Genomic DNA, 20445 nt, shown 5'->3' with positions numbered 1-20445 from the left:
CGGTTTCCACGCTAGTCGAGTAAACCGGCCACTTCGTGGTCTGTCAGTGTGGTTCTCGGCACTCGTCCCTCCGCCGTCACGAGTTCGACGGCGCGGTAGAGCGGACGCTCGGCGAGTCCGGCGCCGCGGGCTTCGGCACGCAACTGTTCGATCAGCACCGAGGACAACGCGGCAGCCGGTACCAACTCGCTGGCCGCCAGCGCGTCGGCGAGCTTGCGGAGTGCAAGGATCTCCAACTCGCGCCCACCCCCCGCGGTATACAGCGCGAGCGGGATCCGCACGGTGGACCGTCCGTCGCCGAGCGTCAAGCTGACTTCGCTGATCCGGCCGGATCTCACCGTCAATGCCGCCGTGAGTACCTCGGCCACGTCGACGACGTTGGTTCGAAAACCAGCTTGCGCACGAACTCTGTTGCCGTACAACGTGATGTGCCGGCGCAGCGTCATCAGGATCGCCAGTGACGTCGGCACCGCGATGACGGCACCGACGATCACTCCAACGGTCGCCGTCGAGAACACACTGACGATCAACCCGACGACCACACCGAACACCACGACAACAACGGCGAACTTCTTCAGCCGCGGCGCGATCAATGCCACGGGAACCAGATCGAGCGAAACCGGTTCGGCCTCAGTGCTCAACGAGTTCCCCGAGCTTGTCGACAACCTGGTCGAGCGCCACTGTCTCCTGCTCACCTGTTGCCAACTGTTTGACAACGACAACGCCCTCTTCGAGTTCACGCTCGCCGAGAACCAAAGCGATCGCGGCACCCGAACGATCAGCTGCCTTCATCGAGCCCTTCACGCCACGGTTTCCGTACGCCAGGTCGACGCGAATCCCATTGGCACGCAACTGATGTGCGATCTTCACCAGTGCAGCCTTCGCCTCGGCACCCATCGGTACACAGAAGACGTCGACACGCGCCGGTGGCGCAACGGACTTGCCCTCGGCCTCGAGCGCGAGAACCGTGCGGTCGACGCCGATTCCGAACCCGATGCCCGAGAGCGGCTGTCCACCCAGCTGTTCCATCAGACCGTCGTAACGACCACCACCACCGATTCCGGACTGCGCACCCAGTCCGTCGTGCACGAATTCGAAGGTTGTCTTGGTGTAGTAGTCGAGACCGCGGACCATGCGCGGGTTGACGACGTACGGAACGCCCAATGCGTCCAGGTGCGCTAGCACCTCGTCGAAGTGCGCCTTGCAGCTCTCGGACAGGTGATCGAGCATGAGCGGTGCGCCCGCAGTCATCTCGCGTACATCCGGGCGCTTGTCGTCGAGCACGCGGAGCGGGTTGATCTCGGCGCGTCGACGCGTGTCTTCGTCGAGCGGGAGTGCAAAGAGAAACTCCTGCAGCAGTTCGCGGTACTGCGGCCGGCAGGTGTCGTCACCGAGAGAGGTGATTTCGAGGCGGAAGCCGTCGAGCCCCAACGACCGGAATCCGGCGTCGGCGATCGCGATGACCTCAGCGTCGAGCGCGGGGTCGTCGATCCCGATGGCTTCGACGCCGACCTGCTGCAACTGGCGGTAGCGACCGGCCTGCGGGCGCTCGTAGCGGAAGAACGGGCCCGCGTAGCTGACCTTGACCGGCAACTGTCCACGATCGAGGCTGTGCTCGATGACCGCACGCATGACTCCGGCGGTTCCCTCGGGACGCAACGTCACCGAACGGTCACCGCGGTCGGCGAATGTGTACATCTCTTTGCTGACGACGTCGGTCGACTCACCGACACCGCGAGCGAACAGGCCGGTGTCCTCGAAGATCGGCAATTCGATGTGGCCGTATCCGGCCAACCTCGCGGCGCGCGTCAAACCGTCACGAACGGCGACGAATTCGGCTGACTGCGGCGGAACGTAGTCCGGAATGCCCTTGGGTGCAGAGAAGGTGCTGGCTTTACTCACGAGAGGTACTTTTCCTTATTCTTGTGCGCTGAGTCCAACGAGAAACGGATTCGAGCTTCGCTCGGCGCCGATCGAACTGTTGCCGCCGTGCCCGGGCAGGACCACTGTCTCGTCACCGAGTACCAATAGCTTGCGGGCGATCGAAGCGAGCAACTGCTCGTGATTTCCGCCGGGCAGGTCGCTGCGCCCGATGGAACCCTGGAACAGGGTGTCACCGGTGAACGCCAAATCCACGGGCCCGCTCTCGGTGTTCGCCTGGGTGCGAAACACCACCGATCCCTGCGTGTGCCCGGGTGTGTGGTCCACGACGAACGTCATTCCGGCCTCGGTGATCTTGTCTCCGTCGGCCAGTTCGATCACCTCGTCCGGCTCCACGAACGTCATGCCTTGAATGAATTCCTTCATCGTCGGGCCGATCCCCCGTGCCGGATCGCTGAGCATGTAGCGATCCTCGGGATGGATGTACGCGGGTACGGAATACCGCTCACAGACCTCGCGGGCCGACCACACGTGATCGAGATGACCGTGCGTCAGGAGGACCGCCGTGACCGACATGTCCTTGGAGTCCAGATATTCGAAGAGCGGCTCAGCTGCATCCTGACCCGGATCTACGACTACGCACTCGCACGCGTCGTTCTGAGCGAGTATGTAGCAGTTGGTTTGGAACATCCCGGCCGGAAAACCAGTGACGAGCACGGGGGCAACTCCTCTTCGAAGGGTGGAAACGAACAACACGCTGTCGGTTACAGCCTAAGCTGCTGCCCCGCCAGTAAGTTCTCAGGTTGCAATGGGAGACTCTGACGACGAGTAGAGCCGCTTGCCGAAGCCGACCCCCAGGGTGTCGCTCGGCCGGCCGACCACGATCCACCCGCGATACGGAGGACTACAGCAGTGCCGAGTAACGAGCAACGCCGCGAGGCGGCGAAACGCAAGCTCGAGCGTCAGCTCGAACGTCGCGCAGAACGTGCCCGCAAGCGCAAGCAGATGACGATAGCCGGAACTGCGCTCGGCGTGGTCGTCGTAGTCGGCGTCGTCGGTGGACTCATCTGGCTGAGCAATCGCAGTGACGACGACGCGAACACCACCAACACTGCTGCCGACGACTCGAGCCTCACGCCACAGACCGCGGGTGCAATGCCGGCCGGTCTGTCGACGCCACTGGCCGACACGGTCTCCTGCTCGTATCCAGCCGACGGCGCTACCGCGTCCAAGGCCAACAACCCTCCTCGTACCGACGGGATTCCCACCACCGCGCCGGACGCGACGCCGAGCATCAGCGTCGAGACCTCGCAGGGAAACATCGGGCTCACACTCGACGGAACGAAGTCTCCGTGCACCGTCAACAGCTTCGTGAGCTTGGCGCAGCAGGACTACTTCAACGACACCACCTGCCACCGCATGACGACGAGCCCCTCGCTCCAGGTGCTGCAGTGCGGTGACCCGTCGGGCACCGGCACCGGCGGACCGGGCTACGGCTTCGACAACGAATTCCCCACCACGGCGTATTCCACCACCGACCCGGCAGCGCAGGAGCCCGTCACCTACGCGCGCGGCACGGTTGCGATGGCCAACACCGGGGCACCCGGTAGCAACGGCAGCCAGTTCTTCCTCGTCTACGGCGACTCACAACTCCCCCCGCAGTACACGGTTTTCGGCACGATCGACGAAACCGGGCTCGCCACTTTGGACAAGGTCGCGGCCGGCGGATCGACGCCAGAGGGTGACGGCAAGCCGAATCTGACCACCGACATCAAGACAGTAAGGCTCGACTGATGCGACGTAATCCTGTGATGCGCTTTCCTGTAGTTATTGCCGCCGCCAGCGCCGCGGCGCTGCTTCTGGCTGGTTGTTCCAGTGATTCCGGTAGCTCGGACTCGCCGTCCAGCACCTCCAAGGCGAAGACGACAACGGCTGCCATGCCGCCGCTCGACATGTCACAGTTCGACGCACTCCCGCCTGTCCCGACTCCGGCCTCGGCGACCGTCGACTGCTCGTACCCGAGCGCGGCGGGTGCAGCAAAAACCGTCAATCCGCCGAACTCCACGGGTGTGTCCACCGAGGGAACCGTCAACGTCGCGCTCACGACTACGGCCGGCCCGATCGGGATGGAACTGAACCGGGCGGAAGCCCCCTGCACGGTCAACAGCATCGTGAGCTTGACCGAGCAGAAGTACTTCGACAACACCCCGTGCCATCGACTCGTCACCACACCCGGTCTACAGATCCTGCAGTGCGGCGATCCCTCGGGCAAGGGCACGGGCGGACCAGGCTATGGCTTCGACAACGAGTACCCGACCACTGCCTACCCGGCTAACGATCCGGCACTCTCCTTGCCTGCCGTCTACCCCCGCGGCACGCTGGCAATGGCCAACTCGGGTAAACCGGGCAGCAACGGCAGTCAGTTCTTCCTCGTCTACGAGGATTCGGTCTTGCCGCCCAACTACACGGTCTTCGGAAAGATCGACGACGCCGGCCTGGCGACGATCGAGAAGATCGCGGCCGACGGCGACGACGGTGGCATGGGAGCAACCGGCGGCGGTGCACCCAACACCCCGATCACCATCGAGACTGCAGTAGTCGCCTGACCCCCTGTGCGCCTTTATTAACCGCCCGCGGTTAATAAAGGCGCACAGCAGTTTACGAAGCAGAGGTCACGCGGTAGACGTCGTAGACGCCTTCCACGTTACGAACCACGTTGAGAACATGACCCAAGTGCTTCGGGTCGCCCATCTCGAAGGTGAACTTGCTGATCGCCACTCGGTCACCTGAGGTGGTGACCGAGGCCGACAGGATGTTCACCTTCTCGTCTGCCAACGCCTTGGTGACGTCGGAAAGCAACCGATGACGATCGAGTGCCTCGATCTGGATCGCGACCAGGAACACCGATGTCGCTGACGGTGCCCATTCGACGTCGATGATTCGCTCGGACTGATCGTGGAGCGAGTTGGCGTTGGTGCAGTCGGTACGGTGCACGCTGACCGCGCCGCCACGCGTGACGAAGCCCAGAATCGAATCGCCCGGAACCGGCGTGCAACACTTCGCGAGTTTTGCCACCGTGCCCGGCGCTCCGGGAACCAGAATTCCGGAGTCACCCGTACTGCGGGTGCGCACCGGCATGGTCGACGGTGTCGAACGCTCGGCCAGTTCCTCCTCGACTGCGCCGACGCCGCCCAGATGAGCAACCAGTCGCTGCACGACGTGGTGCGCCGACACCTGACTCTCGCCTACGGCCGTGTACAACGCCGAGACGTCGGGATAGCGAAGTTCGTGCGCGATCGTGCTCATCGATTCGGCGTTCATCAACCGCTGCAACGGAAGTCCCACACGGCGGACCTCCTTCGCGATCTGATCCTTGCCGGACTCGAGCGCCTCCTCGCGGCGTTCCTTCGCGAACCACTGACGGATCTTCGCCTTGGCACGCGGCGAGACGACAAACGTCTGCCAATCTCGGCTCGGCCCGGCGGTGGCAGCCTTCGACGTGAAGACCTCCACCACTTCGCCGTTTTCGAGAGTTCGTTCCAGCGCGACCAGTCGGCCGTTGACCCTGGCACCGATGCATCGGTGCCCGACCTCGGTGTGCACCGCATACGCGAAATCGACGGGAGTCGATCCGGCAGGCAACGTGATCACGTCACCCTTTGGCGTGAAGACGAAGATCTCCTTGACCGCGAGGTCGTAACGCAACGATTCGAGGAACTCCCCCGGATCGGCCGCTTCACGTTGCCAGTCGAGTAGCTGACGCATCCACGCCATGTCGTCGACCTCGGCGATGTCGCCCGCGTGCTTGCCCTTGGTCTCCTTGTACCGCCAGTGCGCGGCGATACCGAACTCCGCGGTCCGGTGCATGTCCTGGGTCCGGATCTGGACCTCCAGGGGCTTGCCTTCCGGTCCCACGACGGTGGTGTGCAGCGACTGGTAGACGCCGTAGCGCGGCTGTGCGATGTAGTCCTTGAAGCGTCCGGCCATCGGCTGCCACAGTGAGTGGACAACGCCGACCGCGGCGTAACAGTCACGCACTTCTTCACACAGGATGCGGACGCCGACCAGATCGTGGATGTCGTCGAAATCGCGGCCCTTGACGATCATCTTCTGATAGATCGACCAGTAATGCTTGGGCCTGCCTTCGACGATGGCGTTGATCCGCGAGGCGGACAGGGTCGAGTTGATCTCGGCGCGAACCTTGGCCAGATAGGTGTCACGAGAAGGCGCGCGATCGGCGACCAGTCGAACGATCTCGTCATACTTCTTCGGGTGCAAGATGGCGAACGAAAGGTCCTCGAGTTCCCACTTGACGGTCGCCATTCCGAGTCGATGTGCAAGTGGCGCAATGACTTCGAGAGTCTCTCGCGCCTTACGTGCCTGCTTTTCTGGCGGCAGGAATCGCATCGTGCGCATGTTGTGCAGACGATCCGCGACCTTGATCACGAGCACGCGCGGGTCCCGCGCCATCGCGATGATCATCTTGCGGATGGTTTCGCCCTCGGCGGCGGTGCCCAGAACGACCTTGTCGAGTTTGGTGACGCCGTCGACGAGGTGAGCGACCTCGTCACCGAAGTCCTTGGTCAACTCTTCGAGTGAGTACCCGGTGTCCTCGACGGTGTCGTGCAGCAGGGCTGCGACGAGGGTGGTGGTGTCCATACCCAACTCGGCCAGAATGCTTGCGACGGCCAACGGATGCGTGATGTACGGATCGCCGGACTTGCGCCGCTGGCTCGAATGTCTGTCCTCGGCGACGTCGTACGCACGCTGGAGCAGCGCGAGGTCGGCCTTCGGATACAGCTCACGGTGGAGGCTGACCAACGGCTCGAGCACCGGGCGGATGGTGGCGTTGCGCTGACCGGTGATGCGTCGAGCAAGCCGAGCGCGCACCCTACGGGAGGCGGAAGCGGGCACGGCCAGATTCTGCCCACCCCGATTGCCGGTAGTTTGCGCAGATCCCGAATCGTCGGGCACCGCGGACTTCGATGGTGTCGTCTCCGGAGCCGGAACTGCACCCGTCTCCTGCGACACTGCACCCGAGTTCTGTGATCGATCAAGATTCGACGTCATGTCGCCACCTCCTACCACCGAGTTGGTTGAGGCAACCGCCCTGCATCGGGTAATTGCCCTGGAGGTCTAACTCGACCCCCAGGAGACAACTTTAATACTCAGACCTTCACCAGTGATGTCAGTGGGTACTTCAAGAAGCGATCTCGACCGCGCAGTTCCTCGATCTCGAGCACCACTGCGACGCCGACGACGTTCGCTCCACCCAACTCGACCAACTGTACAGCCGCCTCGAGTGTCCCTCCGGTAGCCAGAACGTCGTCGATCACCAGAACATTCCGCCCCGTGAGATCGAAGCCGTTTGCGGGAATCTCGAGAGTCGAGGATCCGTACTCGAGGCTGTACGAACGAGAGAGCACCGGCGGCGGCAGTTTGCCGACCTTCCGCACGGCAACGACTCCCGCACCCATCTTCGCGGCCGCACCGGCACCGAGCAGGAAACCGCGAGCATCGACGGCGGCGATCGTGTCGGCGTCCGGAGCACAGGCGACAAGGGCATCGAGCACGGCCCCGAACCCCTCGGCGTCGGCGAACACCGGAGTCAGATCGGCGAACCGAACACCGGGACCGGGAAAGTTGTCCGCCCAGCGGGTCAGCCGAACAACGGCGTCCCCGGCAGCCCGGTGGATTGCGATCAATTCTTCAGTCGTGTGCAAGGCAACACCATTCGAGACGCTCATCTGCGTAGTACCCATCTGTCCATGTTCCAGCCGGTAGCGGCCCGAGTCGGATTGACCAACACTGCCGACATGCCTGGAGCTACAGCGACAGTTCGTAGTTGATTGAACAGTGGAATCGTAGGCACCTGGGTCCACAGGATGTTCTCCGCCTCCACCGAGAGTCCCAATTGCGCACTCGTGCTCGCATCCACGTTCAACTGATCGATGATCTGATCGATCCTGGCATTTCCGTACGTACCGAGGTTTGCGCCGTTGCCCGATCGCAGCGCTCCGCGCGCGTCGATCATGCTCGCTGTTCCGCCTGCCCCGACTTTGCCTGCCATGCCGGAAAGCACAGCGTCGACTCCCCCGGACTGCAGACTCGCAGGATCGAAGCTGTCGGTACTCGCGTCCTCGATCGTAATTCCCGCCGGAGCACACGCGGCTTTCGCTTCGGAGACGATCTGCGCCCGCACCGGGTCCGGTGCGAGGTACCCGACACGGACGGTCAACTGGTCGAGATCGGCTTCCGACAACGACGTCTTCGCGGCATCGACGTCGGCATTGGCGTACCGGTCACCGTCGACCGCAGCGGCGTCGCTGTACACGAGTGAATCCGGCGCCATCAGTCGCGAATCGACCACGCCGGAACCCAGACCAGCCTGCGGCGCGTTATCCGTCTGCCCGAACTTCTCGAACAGAGTTGTCCGCGGAACACAATGCGCGAACGCTCGACGGGCGGCTTCGTCGCCCAGCGAACCAGACGTCGCGAGAACGAACTGCTCGATCGACCGCGACGGAATCTGTTGGACGTCGAACCCGGACGGAGTACCGAGTTCGCCAGCCGAGCCGGAAGCGACGTCGACTACCTCGATCGAGTTCTTGTCGAGATCCTCGGTCAGATTCACACCACGTGGCCAGACGACGATGCGATCGGTCGCAGGCTTGTTGCCCCACCACCGCTCGTTCGCGACCAGCACCAGGCCGTCGTCGGTACTGTACGAGTCGATTCGATACGGACCAGCGGAGGGCAGTACGGAGGTGTCCACCTGACCTGGAGTCAGGTTCCACCCGGTGTTCCAGAAGTCCGCGATCTTCGACAACGCTTCGGTGTCACCGGCATTCACCGCGCTCACCACGTCGCTGACACCCGTGCGCTGCGTCACGACGTGTGAAGGCATCAACGCAGTCGCACCGAACAACGACCGCCAATCGGTGAACGATCGCCCGGGTTTGAAGAACACCGTCGCGTCCTTCGCCCCGCTCTGGCAGTCGATCCGGTCGATGTCCGCGTATCCGAGATTGTTCGCCGTGTCGAACATGGGCTTCACGGCACCATCGACGTCTTCGGTGAACTTGCCACTCGACGCCGCCCAGGTGAGGACGAGATCGTCACAGGACATCGGAATCCCGTCGGAGTACACGGACGCCGGATTGAGCTTGTACGAGACCGTGAGCACGTCACCGGGCAACTCAGACGCCGTTCCGATGTCGGTGTCGGAGACAGGTGCTCCGGCCGGGCCGGTGAACGTGAAGCCGGGAAGCACCCGGCCGAACGCGGCCATCGCCCCGGACACCGATCCAGCTGTCGTGTTGGCGTTGTACGTGGAGATGGAGTTGTCGATGGCATATCCGATGGACGGAACCTGCTCGGCGCTTTCCGAGCAGGCCGCCAACGAACCCGCAGCCACAGCCGTGGCCGCAACGAACGTCATCGATCGAACCAGTGTGCGTGTTCTTGGGAGCATGTTCAGTGCCCCTTCTTGTTTCGCTTTCCGGTCGGCCGCGCACCCGGCTGCGGAGCAACCGGCGCACGGCGTGCAACTGGTGCGCCGACGGCAACCGTCTGCGTACCCTTCTCGGCCAGCGTAGCCCGGCGCGAGAGCACCTTACGAGTGTGCGCGGCAACGGGTCCCCAGCGTTCCTTCATCGACACCAGGAGCGGCGTCGCGAAGAAAATCGAGGAGTACGCACCCACGATGATGCCGACGAGCTGAACGAGCGCAAGGTCCTTGAGTGTGCCGACGCCGAGCATCCAGACCGCGACAACCATCAGAGCGATCACCGGGAGCACGCTGATGACGGTCGTGTTGATCGATCGCATCAAGGTCTGATTCACCGCGAGGTTGGCCTGCTCGCCGTACGTCCGGCGCGTCAGATGCAGAACACCGCGGGTGTTCTCTTCGACCTTGTCGAACACCACCACGGTGTCGTACAGCGAGAAACCGAGAATGGTGAGCAAACCGATCACCGTCGCGGGCGTCACCTCGAAACCGACGAGCGAGTAGACGCCGGCAGTGACGATGATGTCGAAGAACAACGCAACGATCGCAGCTACCGCCATGTCCCGCTCGAAGCGGATGGCGATGTAGATACTCACGATCACCAGGAACACAATCAGCGCGATCAGCGCCTTCTTGGTGATCTGGCCACCCCAGGTTTCACTCACGTCCGCAAAACTGATGGCTTGCGCCGACGGGTTCCCGTTCTTGTCCTTGGGCTGGAACTCGTCGAAGAGAGCCGACTGAAGATCGTTGATCTGCGTCGCGTTCAACGTCTCCGACCGGATCTGCACGGTTGCGCTGGCACCCGAGCCGACTGTCTGCACGCTGACCGGTTCGAACCCGAGTGTGTCGGAGTAGACGGTTTCCACCGCCGACGTCTCGACTCCGCCCTCGGCCGGGAACTGAATGCGTGATCCGCCTTCGAAATCGATACCGAAGGTGAAGCCGCGCAGAATGATGCTCAGCAGCGCAATGGCGACCAGAGCGCCGGTCAGTCCGTAGTAGAAGCGACGCTTGCCGACGACCTCGAACGCACCCGTTCCGGTGTACAACCGCGAGAGCCAGCTGTGCTTGGGCATCGCGCCCTGATCGACGCCTGAGTCGGTGATCTCCGACCGGGCCGCCGCATCGGCGGACTCGGCGGCGGAACTGTTGGTGGACCCCACCGGGGAGTTGTTGGACTCGCTCATGCTCGTGTCTCCTTAGCCGACGCAGCGGCGGCAACCTTACGTTCGCGGGCAACCTCTTGCACTGCGCCGAGACCGTTGACGCTGGGCTTGGACCAGAACGCCGAACGGGACGCCATGCTGACCAGTGGCCACGTCACGAGGAACACGACAATCACGTCGAGAATGGTCGTCAGACCCAAGGTGAAGGCGAAGCCGCGCACCTGTCCGACCGCAAGCACGTACAGAACTGCGGCGGCGATGAAGCTCACCGCGTTGCCGGAAAGAATTGTTCGGCGTGCTCTTGCCCAACCGCGTGGCACCGCCGAGCGGAAGCTACGGCCCTCACGCATTTCGTCCTTGATGCGTTCGAAGAACACGACGAACGAGTCGGCGGTCATACCGATACCGATGATCAGACCAGCCATGCCGGCCAAGTCGAGCGTGAAGCCGATGTATCTGCCGAGCAGAACCATGATCGCGTAGACCATGACTCCGGAGAGAATCAGCGACAACGCCGTCAGGACGCCGAGCATGCGGTAGTAGACGAGGCAGTACAGCAGAACGAGAACGAGACCGACCGCGCCGGCGATCAATGCCGCCTGCAGTGAGGCCAGGCCGAGCGTGGCCGAGACCGTCTCGGCCTCAGAGGCTGCGAACGAGAGCGGAAGCGAACCGTACTTCAGTGTGTTGGCAAGTTCTTTGGCACTCTCGGCAGTGAAACTGCCCGTGATCGAGGTGGCGCTACCCGCAGGCGTTGCACCTTGAATCGTGGGAGCGCTGACGACCTTCGAGTCGAGCGTGAACGCTGCCTGCTTGCCGATGTTGGCTGAGGTGAACTCGGCCCAGGTGTTGCTGCCGGTCGTCTTGAACGAGAGGCTGATCTCGTGGCGCGACTGCTGCGAGTTGAAGACCGAAGACGCGTCGGCAATCTCCTGTCCGTCGATGATCGAAGGACCGAGGAGATAGATGTTCAGTCCGTCTTGCGAGCAGGCGACCAGCGGCAGGGTCGGGTCGTCGTTTCCACGGAGCGGATCCGCGACGGAGCAGTCGAGGTTCGCCACTGCTTGCTGCTGCACTGTCGGATCGCTGCTCTGCCGGAGGGCGCGCGCTGCGGCGATTTCCGCTGCTGCTGCGTCGCCTTCGTCGGTGCCGTCGCTCGGAGCGTCCCCGGTGGGGGCCGGAGTCGTTGTCTGCGGCGCGGGCGTTGCCTCGGGAGTAGTCGGGTCCTGAGCCAGGAACGGACGGTTCTGCGGCGTCTGCGTCCCGTCAGCGGGTGCTTCGGGGGCCGGTGCATCAGTGGCCGGAGTTTCGGCCGCCGGCGCCTCAGGCGTAGCTGTCCGATTCGCGTCACGGGTGGCGACGTCGATCGAACCCGTCACCGGGCGGATGTACAGACGAGCGGTCTGGCCGAGCGAGCGAGCCTGCGCACTGTCGTCGCCGGGAACGGTGATGACGAGGTTGTCACCGTCGACAACGACCTCGGAACCGGAAACGCCGAGACCGTTGACGCGGGTCTCGATGATTTCCTGAGCCTGCTTGAGACTGTCCTGACTGGGAGCGCTGCCGTCCGGGGTACGAGCGGTCAACGTGACGCGCGTTCCACCCTGCAGGTCGATGCCGAGTTTCGGCGTGGCCGACTTGTCTCCAGTGAAGAACACCAGGGCATACAGTGCCACTACCAGGACCCCGAAAAGGGCCAGGTAGCGGACCGGATGCACCGTTCCGGTGGAAGGTGCCACGATCTTTAAGTCTCCTCGGTAGGTGCAGAGCTTCAGTAAGTGCACGGCTCGGGTGGTCGACGACCACCCGAGCTGCGGCGTTCGAACTGCAACGATTGATCAACGGGGTGAACTGAGCTGCTGGTGTAAGAGCGGACAAGACAATCTGGACGTGTGTCCGAGTTCACAACTCTAGAACACGTACCAGGTCGACGAAGTCAGGACTCCTTGGTGAGCCGGATTTCGGTGTCGGCAGCAGACTCTTCGATCTCGGAAATCGAGTCGTCGTCGTACTCGTCGGTCTCGGTCGTCTCGACGACGCGCTCACGGATGACCAGACGCGACCAGGTGGTGATGACACCGTCCGCGATCTCGAGGTCCACGGTGTCGTCGTCCAGGGAAGCGATCGTGGCGTAGAGCCCGGCCGTGGTCTGCACCCGATCGCCGACCTGCAGCGAGTCCTGCATCTCGGAAGTCGCGGCCAAGGCCTTCTTCTGCTTGCGCATGCCCAGGAACATGGGCACCAGCAGTGCGAGGATCAAGAGGGGGAAAAGCAAACTCGACATGTGTTGATCAACCTCGGTTGTGTTGCACGTTTTACGCCGCGATGGTCCCGGATGGACCTACGCAATACACCAGTGTGCCATTAGTTGCTGAGGATTCCTGACAGATCGGCCGTTCAAGTAGGCCTTTCCAGTCGAAATTCACTCGCCGTTCGGATCGAACAACGTGGCCTGCGGTTCGTTGACACGAACCTCGATACCGCCCGCTGCGGCATCCGGCGGCGGTGTCATTCCGAGTTGAGTCCAGGCAGCGGCGGTAGCCACACGTCCTCGCGGCGTCCGGGCGATCATCCCGGCCCGGACCAGGAACGGCTCGCACACTTCTTCCACCGTCGACGGTTCCTCGCCGACGGCCACCGCAAGCGTCGACACGCCGACGGGCCCGCCGCCGAACGACCGCACCAACGCACTCAGTACGGATCGGTCGAGACGGTCCAAGCCCAACTGGTCCACGTCGTAGACGGCCAAGGCCGCCTGAGCGACGTCCATGGTGACGATTCCGTCGGCGCGCACCTCGGCGAAGTCGCGAACCCGGCGCAGCAATCGGTTCGCGATACGCGGTGTCCCCCGCGAGCGTCGTGCGATTTCGGCGCCGGCGTCAACTTCGAGATCGACGCCCAGAATTCCGGCCGAACGCATCAGAATCTGTTGCAGCTCTTCGGGTTCGTAGAAATCCATGTGAGCGGTGAACCCGAAGCGGTCGCGCAACGGACCGGTCAGCGCACCCGACCGCGTAGTCGCACCGACCAGCGTGAACGGTGCAACCTCCAGAGGAATCGACGTGGCACCCGGCCCCTTACCGACGACGACGTCGACACGGAAGTCTTCCATCGCCAGGTACAACATCTCCTCGGCCGGACGAGCGATTCGGTGAATCTCGTCGATGAACAACACGTCGCCCTCGACGAGGTTGCTCAGCATCGCGGCCAGGTCTCCGGCGCGTTCGAGCGCCGGTCCGGACGTCAACCGCAGAGAAGAGCCCAACTCCCCCGCGATGATCATCGCCATCGACGTCTTGCCGAGCCCGGGGGGACCGGACATCAGGATGTGATCAGGCGTGCTGCCACGAAGTTTTGCTCCGGTGAGCACGAGCTGCAGTTGTTCGCGAACACGAGGTTGCCCGATGAAGTCGTCGAGACTCTTGGGGCGCAGACTCGCTTCGACATCACCGTCTCCCGCCACCAATTCGGCAGAGACCTGCGACTCGTCGTCGAAATCGTCGATCGGGTCGAAGTTCATCGAGTCTTACCGAGCAGCGACAGAGCAGAACGCAGTGCGACCGACGTGGTGGCCTCGGGCGATTCCGCCAGAACCGAATCCGTGGCCTGCTCAGCCTGCTTGATCGGGAAGCCCAGACCTTCGAGAGCCTCGACGATCTGATCACGGATCGAACTGCCGACGACGACACCGGACGCCGCGCCGGCCGTCGTCGCGACGGCGTCGACCTTGTCGCGCAGTTCGACAACCATGCGCTCGGCGCCGCGTTTTCCGATACCGGGGACCCTCGTCAACGCCGTCAGGTTGCCTTCCGAGAGCGCCCGCCGCAGCGCGTCCGGTTCGAGAACTGCAAGAGTTGCCATCGCCAGGCGCGGCCCGACACCCGAGACCGTTTGCAAAAGGCTGAACAGATCCTTCGACTCGGTATCGGAAAAGCCGTACAACGTCATCGAGTCTTCGCGAACGATCATCGTCGTAAACAGTCGTGCTTCGCTTCCCCGATGCAGCGCACCGAGGGTCACCGGGGTGGCATTGACCCGATATCCGACGCCCGACGCTTCGATGACCGCATGGTCGAGCGCAATATCGAGTACCTCGCCGCGTACCGACGCGATCATCGTGAACCTGCCTTCTTCGTCTCGGCCAATTTTGCCTGATACTTACGCATTTGTTCGGCGGCCATCGCCTCGGCTCGGGCCATTCGCTCGATCATGGGAGCTCGCCAGCAGTGACAGATCGCCAGCGCCAGCGCGTCGGCGGCATCAGCAGGTTTCGGCGCCGTCTTCAAATTCAGAATTCGCGTCACCATCGCAGTGACCTGCGCCTTGTCGGCGTTACCGCTGCCGGTGACGGCGGCCTTCACCTCGCTGGGCGTGTGGAAACACACCGGAATGCCGCGTCTGGCGGCAGCGAGCGCGACAACTCCGCCTGCTTGCGCCGTCCCCATCGCGGTACTGACGTTGTGTTGCGCGAACACGCGCTCGATCGCGACGACCTCCGGCTTGTACTGCTCGATCCACAGTTCAGCCGCATCAGAGATCCGCAGAAGCCGAGAACCGAGGTCCATCTCGGCCGGAGTCCGCACCACGTCGACCGCAATGGGGCGCACTTTCCTGCCGTTGCTCCCGTCGACCACTCCCAACCCGCAGCGAGTCAAGCCTGGGTCCACTCCGAGCACGCGCACTTGTCACACCTCTCCATACCGAACAGCTGTTCGATAGCTTAGCGGTGCGCGGGACTACTACCCCGCATCAACACGCAACCCGGCCCGGACGCGGACGTCAGGACCGGGTTGAGTTGAAAAGCAATCAGTCTTCGAGAGCCGCGAGAACCTCGTCGGAAAGATCGATGTTGGTGTAGACGTTCTGCACGTCGTCAGAATCTTCGAGCGCGTCGACGAGCTTGAAGATCTTGCGTGCGCCGTCGACATCCAAGGGAACCTCGACGGAAGCGCGGAAATCGGCCTCAGCGGAGTCGTAGTCGATGCCGGCTTCCTGAAGTGCCGACCGTACGGCAACCAGATCCTGTGGCTCACTGACGATTTCGAAGGTTTCACCGAGATCGGTGACTTCCTCGGCACCGGCGTCGAGCACAGCCATCAGGACGTCGTCCTCCGACTGGCCGTTCTTCTCGAGCGTGACGACACCCTTGCGAGCAAACAGGTAGGAGACGGAACCCGGGTCAGCGAGGTTGCCACCGTTACGGGTCATCGCGGTGCGAACTTCACCGGCTGCGCGGTTGCGGTTGTCGGTGAGGCACTCGATCAGAACGGCGACGCCGTTGGGTCCGTAGCCCTCGTACATGATGGTCTGCCAGTCTGCGCCGCCCGCTTCTTCACCGGCGCCGCGCTTGCGCGCACGCTCGATGTTGTCATTGGGAACAGACGTCTTCTTCGCCTTCTGGATGGCGTCGTACAAGGTGGGGTTGCCCGTGGGATCGCCACCGCCGGTTCGTGCCGCCACCTCGATGTTCTTGATCAGCTTCGCGAAGGATTTGCCACGACGTGCGTCGATCACAGCCTTCTTGTGCTTGGTGGTGGCCCATTTTGAGTGGCCGCTCATGCGATTCAAGCCCCTTTCCTGCTGCGTTGCGCACGCCGAATGCGCGTCTTTCAGCTCTGCCGATGTTACCCGTCCCACGTCACAACTCGCTGCATCCCCCGACACGAATTAGTCAAACCACGCATTGTTTGCATAGAATGCAAACATGTTGGTGCGAATAGATCACGCCTCCACAACTCCACTCGCGGAGCAGATTGCGGCCGGGGTTCGTGGCTCGGTCATCCGCGGTGAGATCGGTCCCGGTGACCGTCTGCCGTCCGCTCGCGCTCTCGCCGACTCGATCGACGTCAATCTCCACACGGTTCTTCGGGCGTACGCAACACTCCGCGACGAAGGCCTGATCGACCTCCGACGCGGACGTGGCGCCGTTATTCGCGCCGAGTTCGACTCGGGAAGAACAGCTCTCAACGAATCTGCGCGCGAGTTCGTGCGGCAGGCCCGAAATCTCGGACTCGACACCGCGCACATGCTCGACCTCATCAAGGAGACCAGCACACAATGACGACCAGCAAGATCCGACTCTGGACAGCAGCTTCACTGACGTTGATCCCGACCCTGATCCTGGTTCTCGCGCGCTTCGCGTGGGATGAACGCCTGCCCGAAACCGTCGCGAGCCATTGGTCCGGATCGACCCCGGACGGGTTCAGCACCACGACGACGTTTTTCGCCATCGCGCTGGTGATTTCACTGGTGGCTGTCGTTTGCGCCTGTGTCGTCGCGGCCCGTTCGAGCGACAACGCGCCCCTGTTTCTGGCCGTCACCTCGATCTCGAGTGCGACACTGGCGACGATCTGGATTCTGAGCGTCGCCCTGACGATCGACGCCGGGTCGCCGGAAGACGCGCGTATCGGCTGGTGGATTCTTGCGCCGATCGCGGCGGTACTCGTAGGAGTTCTGGCATACGCGCTGCCTGACCAGCAACGAAGCGGCCCGGAGTCGGCACTGCCGACCCCGACGCTCGACACTCCGCTGACGGCCTCCGAACGTGCAGTGTGGGTCGGGCAGGTCCGCAGCGTCTGGCCGTGGATCGTTACCGCCGGCCTCGTAGTTCTCGTGATCGCGACTGCCGCGTACTCGGATTGGTGGGTTGCCGTGATCCTGGGTGTGTCCACACTCGCCGTCACAGCATTCGCGTCGATCACCGTGCGCGTCGACCGTCACGGTGTCGGCATCAGTTCCTGGGGCGTTCGATGGAAGAAGATCCCCATCTCGAAGGTGAAGTCCGCATCAGTCGACGCGATACGTCCAGCCGAATGGGGCGGATGGGGTTACCGAATGACACCGCGCGGAACAGCCGTCACTCTCCGCTCGGGTGAGGCCATCGTGGTCACTCTCGAGAGCGGACGACTGTTCGCCGTAACCGTCGATCACCCGGAAGACGGTGTGAAGCTGATCAATTCGTTGGTTCAGGCTGGTTGATTCACGAACAACGTCAACTCACGAACAACGTCAACTCACGAACAACACGGCAGCGGCATTGCCGGCGAGGTAGAAACCGGCAATGCCGAATACCCAACCCATTGCGCTGTCGCCGTAGCGAGACATCAGCGAGTCCACTCGGCGCAGCGGCTTGTCCAGTCGGTCGCCGGCCACGACCCGCCCGCACAACAGAAGCACTGCGGGCACGGCCATGATCAGGCAGTATCCGGCAAGTATCGACGCAGACGTGACTGCGGACAGCCCAGCAGCGGTGATCATCGCGATCGCCGCCAAGTAGGGCAGCATCGTCACCAATTCGGCGGTTCCGGCAGCAATCGCCAGAAGTACAACACTTCTCGCGGAAATGGCCGAGCCGAGCACCCGCTCTCGCCAAACATGAGTTCGATCGGCCTGACCGGATGTGCGCCTCTTCTCGGAATCGAATCGAAAGCTCCACGCGAACAACGCGATACCGAGAATCAACTGCACACCGCGGGCTGCGGGGGTTTCGAGCAGCGGGGCGACGATAGGCATGCCTGCCCGTGCCGTCGTCCAGACTGCCACCCCGACAACAAAATAGAACGTCGTGATGACCACCAGATACGTCAGCAGCCTGCGAACCTGCGGTCGTCCCGGCATCAACAACATCCAGACCGGGACGACCAATGTTCCGATGCTCGTACTGTCCAGCAGGGCGAGCCCGCCCAGCGTGGTGAGCAGGACGAGTTCCACGTCAGTCGTTTCGGCGCTCGGGTATCGCTGTCTCCCTCGTTCGGACTGCATTCACGATGTCGAAGGCACCGATGATCGCGAGGATCACGCCGAGTGGTCCGCCGCGAAACCAGAAGAACTCGGCGTCACGCGCGAACAGCCACAGACAGCCGCCACCGACGACCAAGAGAATGCCGATCATCAACTCGAAGCGAATTTTCATACGTCGAGCCTGTCTTCTCTATCGAATCCGCACATCAGCCATCGGAACAACGCCGACCTCATCATTTGGTATGACAAGTCAGGCGCCCCGATGTGCTCTGATAAGTCTGTGGTGACCAGAAGTCGGAGTGTCGGCAAGTGGAACGATCCGCTCATCGCCTTCGGCCTGTTCGCGATCGGGGTACTCCTCTACCTGGTCGGCCTGTACCAAATGTGGACCGATGTCGGAGGTGTCGCCGACGTTCCCGCCGGGGTTCGGATCGGGATGCTGGCTCTGCTGTGTGCGATCGACTCGTTCCGGCGGGTGCGTCCGGCAACAGCTTTGGCGGCGGGGGCCGTCATCGTCGCGGTCGACGCTGCCCTGGGACCCACTCTGCCGATGTGGCTGGTCCTCTCGGATCTCACCTACGCCGCAGTTCTGTACGGGACGGCGCGGCTGGGCCGAGTGGTGTGTTCTCTGACCGCGGTGACGGTTGCCGCGCTCACCGCACTCGTCTACCTGTCCACCCAGGACGTCCGCGCTGCGGCTGGGGCGGGCGTCGTGACCGCTCTGTTCTTCGGTACGCCGGTGTGGTGGGCACTGGTCATCCGTCGACAAGTCGAACTGACCGAGGCCGAACGCGAGCGTTCCAGAGTCCACGAAGCACTCGCCGCTCTGGACCGCGAGGCCGCGGTCGCTCACGAACGCGCGACCATGGCGCGCGATCTGCACGACGTGATCGCAAGCCACCTCTCCGCCATCGCCATCCACTCGGAGGCGGCACTGTCCACCTCAGCTCTCTCCGGTGAACGGGGCGAACCAGACGACGGCTTGCGGGAGATGATCGGGGCGATCAGATCGAGCAGTCTCGCGGGCCTTTCCGAGATGCGCTCGATGATCGAACTGCTCCACGCCGGGGACGACGAGACCCCGGACCCGCGTTCCTCTCCCCCGCGGCTGACCGAGTTGCCCGTCGTCCTGGACGCAGTTCGGGCAGCCGGCGCCGCCGTGCACGTTGCGATCGACATCGATACTGCCGACCTGCCGAGCGTGGTCGATCACACGGCGTACCGGATCACCCAGGAGGCGTTGACCAATGCGCTCAAGCATGCGCCTGGTGCACCGATCTCGATGTCGATCTCTCTCCAGCACAATGCATTACAGATCGAGATCCGAAACCCCATCGGTCGCGACACATCCAGTTTTCGGGCGGGAACGCACGGACTTGCAAACATGCGTCACCGCGCCGAACTGCTGGGCGGTTCACTCGACGCACTTCCGGTCGACGGAGAATGGACGGTATGCGCACAGATACCGGTCCCCGCGCCGAACGGAACGGATCGGTGATCACCGTCGCCCTGGTCGACGACCACGCCGCGATCCGGTCGGGACTCGCGATGATCCTGCGGCAGCACGACGACATCGATGTCGTCGCAGAAGCCGGTGACGGAGCGTCGGCGATCACCGTCACCCGCACGCATCAACCCGACGTCGTACTCATGGACGTCCGGATGCCAGGCACCGACGGCATCGAGGCGACGCGTCAGATCATCGGGACGACCCGCAGCCGGGTTCTGGTGTTGACCACCTTCGACCTCGACGAATACGTCTTCGCGGCCCTGCGCGCCGGTGCTTCGGGATTCCTGCTCAAGACTGCGACCGCGGACGAGCTGACCAGCGCTATCCGCAACGTCGCGGCCGGAGATGCAGTGCTCGCTCCGCGCGCGGCGCGTGTCCTGATCGGCGAGTTCGTGCAGCGCGCACCCAAACCCACCGAACCGCTGGGATTGAGCGAGCTCACCGACCGTGAACGCGAGGTCCTCGCGCTGTTGGGGACGGGTATGTCCAACGCCGAACTGTCGCGTGAACTCGGAGTCGGTGCTCCGACGGTGAAGTCGCACGTGTCGCGAGTTCTGTCGAAGTTGCACCTCACCTCACGCGTCCAGGCGGCGATCCTTGCCCGCGAACTGGAGCTGTAGGTTCGGCCGAGGCTG

21 protein-coding genes are annotated in these 20445 nt (G+C 63.1%); 6 read left to right on the top strand and 15 right to left on the bottom strand.

The genetic code is table 11. The features are described from left to right. Window positions 1-11 precede the first annotated feature (11 nt). The 3 genes from ACBG85_RS13740 to ACBG85_RS13730 are packed head-to-tail and all read right to left on the bottom strand — an operon-like array spanning window position 12 to window position 2598. Complete coding sequence (locus tag ACBG85_RS13740) at window positions 12-641, bottom strand: hypothetical protein (protein ID WP_007732974.1); 630 nt, start codon at window positions 639-641, stop codon at window positions 12-14. Then, complete coding sequence (gene hisS / locus ACBG85_RS13735; RefSeq protein WP_007732972.1) at window positions 631-1902, bottom strand: histidine--tRNA ligase; 1272 nt, start codon at window positions 1900-1902, stop codon at window positions 631-633. The genes ACBG85_RS13740 and hisS overlap by 11 nt, the downstream gene beginning before the upstream one ends. A gap of 15 nt (window positions 1903-1917) precedes the next feature. Then, window positions 1918-2598 (bottom strand): MBL fold metallo-hydrolase, encoded by a 681-nt coding sequence (locus tag ACBG85_RS13730; protein ID WP_058227934.1) that lies wholly within the window; start codon window positions 2596-2598, stop codon window positions 1918-1920. Window positions 2599-2793: 195 nt separating this feature from the next. Here ACBG85_RS13730 and ACBG85_RS13725 point away from each other — a divergent pair, with 195 nt between their 5' ends. Beyond that, a complete protein-coding gene (locus tag ACBG85_RS13725; RefSeq protein WP_003943303.1) occupies window positions 2794-3675 on the top strand; it encodes a peptidylprolyl isomerase in 882 nt (293 codons plus the stop codon). Beyond that, window positions 3675-4487, top strand: coding sequence for a peptidylprolyl isomerase (locus ACBG85_RS13720; RefSeq protein ID WP_372027759.1), 813 nt, complete (start codon window positions 3675-3677; stop codon window positions 4485-4487). Before ACBG85_RS13725 ends, ACBG85_RS13720 begins: the two co-directional genes overlap by 1 nt. A gap of 52 nt (window positions 4488-4539) precedes the next feature. On the opposite strand, the gene ACBG85_RS13715 is transcribed toward ACBG85_RS13720, so the two are convergent. The 10 genes from ACBG85_RS13715 to ACBG85_RS13670 form a co-directional block, all read right to left on the bottom strand. Next, the gene (locus tag ACBG85_RS13715; protein WP_003943344.1) at window positions 4540-6951 is read right to left on the bottom strand and encodes a bifunctional (p)ppGpp synthetase/guanosine-3',5'-bis(diphosphate) 3'-pyrophosphohydrolase; all 2412 of its coding nucleotides are present in this window, start codon (window positions 6949-6951) and stop codon (window positions 4540-4542) included. Between the two features lie 98 nt (window positions 6952-7049). Then, entirely contained in the window at window positions 7050-7628 is a 579-nt protein-coding gene (locus ACBG85_RS13710; protein ID WP_007732962.1) for an adenine phosphoribosyltransferase, read from the bottom strand. After that, window positions 7625-9355 (bottom strand): ABC transporter substrate-binding protein, encoded by a 1731-nt coding sequence (locus tag ACBG85_RS13705; protein WP_070160287.1) that lies wholly within the window; start codon window positions 9353-9355, stop codon window positions 7625-7627. The genes ACBG85_RS13710 and ACBG85_RS13705 overlap by 4 nt, the downstream gene beginning before the upstream one ends. A 2-nt stretch (window positions 9356-9357) precedes the next feature. Then, the gene (gene secF, locus ACBG85_RS13700; RefSeq protein WP_007732958.1) at window positions 9358-10581 is read right to left on the bottom strand and encodes a protein translocase subunit SecF; all 1224 of its coding nucleotides are present in this window, start codon (window positions 10579-10581) and stop codon (window positions 9358-9360) included. Further along, the gene (secD, locus tag ACBG85_RS13695; RefSeq protein ID WP_007732956.1) at window positions 10578-12299 is read right to left on the bottom strand and encodes a protein translocase subunit SecD; all 1722 of its coding nucleotides are present in this window, start codon (window positions 12297-12299) and stop codon (window positions 10578-10580) included. Before secD ends, secF begins: the two co-directional genes overlap by 4 nt. 197 nt (window positions 12300-12496) lie before the next feature. Then, a complete protein-coding gene (yajC, locus tag ACBG85_RS13690; RefSeq protein ID WP_003943339.1) occupies window positions 12497-12844 on the bottom strand; it encodes a preprotein translocase subunit YajC in 348 nt (115 codons plus the stop codon). Window positions 12845-12982: 138 nt separating this feature from the next. Then, the gene (gene ruvB, locus ACBG85_RS13685; RefSeq protein ID WP_003943304.1) at window positions 12983-14080 is read right to left on the bottom strand and encodes a Holliday junction branch migration DNA helicase RuvB; all 1098 of its coding nucleotides are present in this window, start codon (window positions 14078-14080) and stop codon (window positions 12983-12985) included. Next, the gene (ruvA, locus tag ACBG85_RS13680; protein ID WP_007732953.1) at window positions 14077-14676 is read right to left on the bottom strand and encodes a Holliday junction branch migration protein RuvA; all 600 of its coding nucleotides are present in this window, start codon (window positions 14674-14676) and stop codon (window positions 14077-14079) included. Before ruvA ends, ruvB begins: the two co-directional genes overlap by 4 nt. Continuing rightward, window positions 14673-15242 carry a crossover junction endodeoxyribonuclease RuvC gene (gene ruvC, locus ACBG85_RS13675; RefSeq protein ID WP_003943325.1) on the bottom strand — a complete coding sequence of 190 codons (570 nt, stop codon included), beginning with the start codon at window positions 15240-15242 and terminating at the stop codon, window positions 14673-14675. Before ruvC ends, ruvA begins: the two co-directional genes overlap by 4 nt. A 124-nt stretch (window positions 15243-15366) precedes the next feature. Beyond that, window positions 15367-16119, bottom strand: coding sequence for a YebC/PmpR family DNA-binding transcriptional regulator (locus tag ACBG85_RS13670; protein WP_007732951.1), 753 nt, complete (start codon window positions 16117-16119; stop codon window positions 15367-15369). A 145-nt stretch (window positions 16120-16264) separates the two neighbouring features. Here ACBG85_RS13670 and ACBG85_RS13665 point away from each other — a divergent pair, with 145 nt between their 5' ends. Then, a complete protein-coding gene (locus ACBG85_RS13665) occupies window positions 16265-16621 on the top strand; it encodes a GntR family transcriptional regulator (protein WP_047269313.1) in 357 nt (118 codons plus the stop codon). Further along, a complete protein-coding gene (locus tag ACBG85_RS13660) occupies window positions 16618-17538 on the top strand; it encodes a hypothetical protein (RefSeq protein ID WP_054826060.1) in 921 nt (306 codons plus the stop codon). Before ACBG85_RS13665 ends, ACBG85_RS13660 begins: the two co-directional genes overlap by 4 nt. A gap of 30 nt (window positions 17539-17568) precedes the next feature. Here the strand turns inward: ACBG85_RS13660 and ACBG85_RS13655 are convergent, their stop codons facing one another. Further along, complete coding sequence (locus ACBG85_RS13655; RefSeq protein ID WP_372027754.1) at window positions 17569-18270, bottom strand: GAP family protein; 702 nt, start codon at window positions 18268-18270, stop codon at window positions 17569-17571. A 1-nt stretch (window position 18271) separates the two neighbouring features. Further along, a complete protein-coding gene (locus ACBG85_RS13650) occupies window positions 18272-18472 on the bottom strand; it encodes a hypothetical protein (RefSeq protein ID WP_003943331.1) in 201 nt (66 codons plus the stop codon). Between the two features lie 111 nt (window positions 18473-18583). Between ACBG85_RS13650 and ACBG85_RS13645 the strand changes: the two genes are divergently transcribed. Together ACBG85_RS13645 and ACBG85_RS13640 are read left to right on the top strand one after the other, a co-directional pair. Next, complete coding sequence (locus tag ACBG85_RS13645; protein WP_372027752.1) at window positions 18584-19798, top strand: sensor histidine kinase; 1215 nt, start codon at window positions 18584-18586, stop codon at window positions 19796-19798. Then, window positions 19753-20430 carry a response regulator transcription factor gene (locus ACBG85_RS13640; protein ID WP_054826058.1) on the top strand — a complete coding sequence of 226 codons (678 nt, stop codon included), beginning with the start codon at window positions 19753-19755 and terminating at the stop codon, window positions 20428-20430. Before ACBG85_RS13645 ends, ACBG85_RS13640 begins: the two co-directional genes overlap by 46 nt. The last annotated feature ends 15 nt before the right edge of the window (window positions 20431-20445 follow it).

The organism is Rhodococcus sp. NyZ502 (assembly GCF_041464245.1).
In the GTDB taxonomy this organism is placed as follows: Bacteria; Actinomycetota; Actinomycetes; order Mycobacteriales; family Mycobacteriaceae; genus Rhodococcus_F; species Rhodococcus_F qingshengii.
The sequence above is the reverse complement of the archived record's forward strand: the minus strand, read 5'-3'. Positions and strand labels throughout refer to the sequence as shown.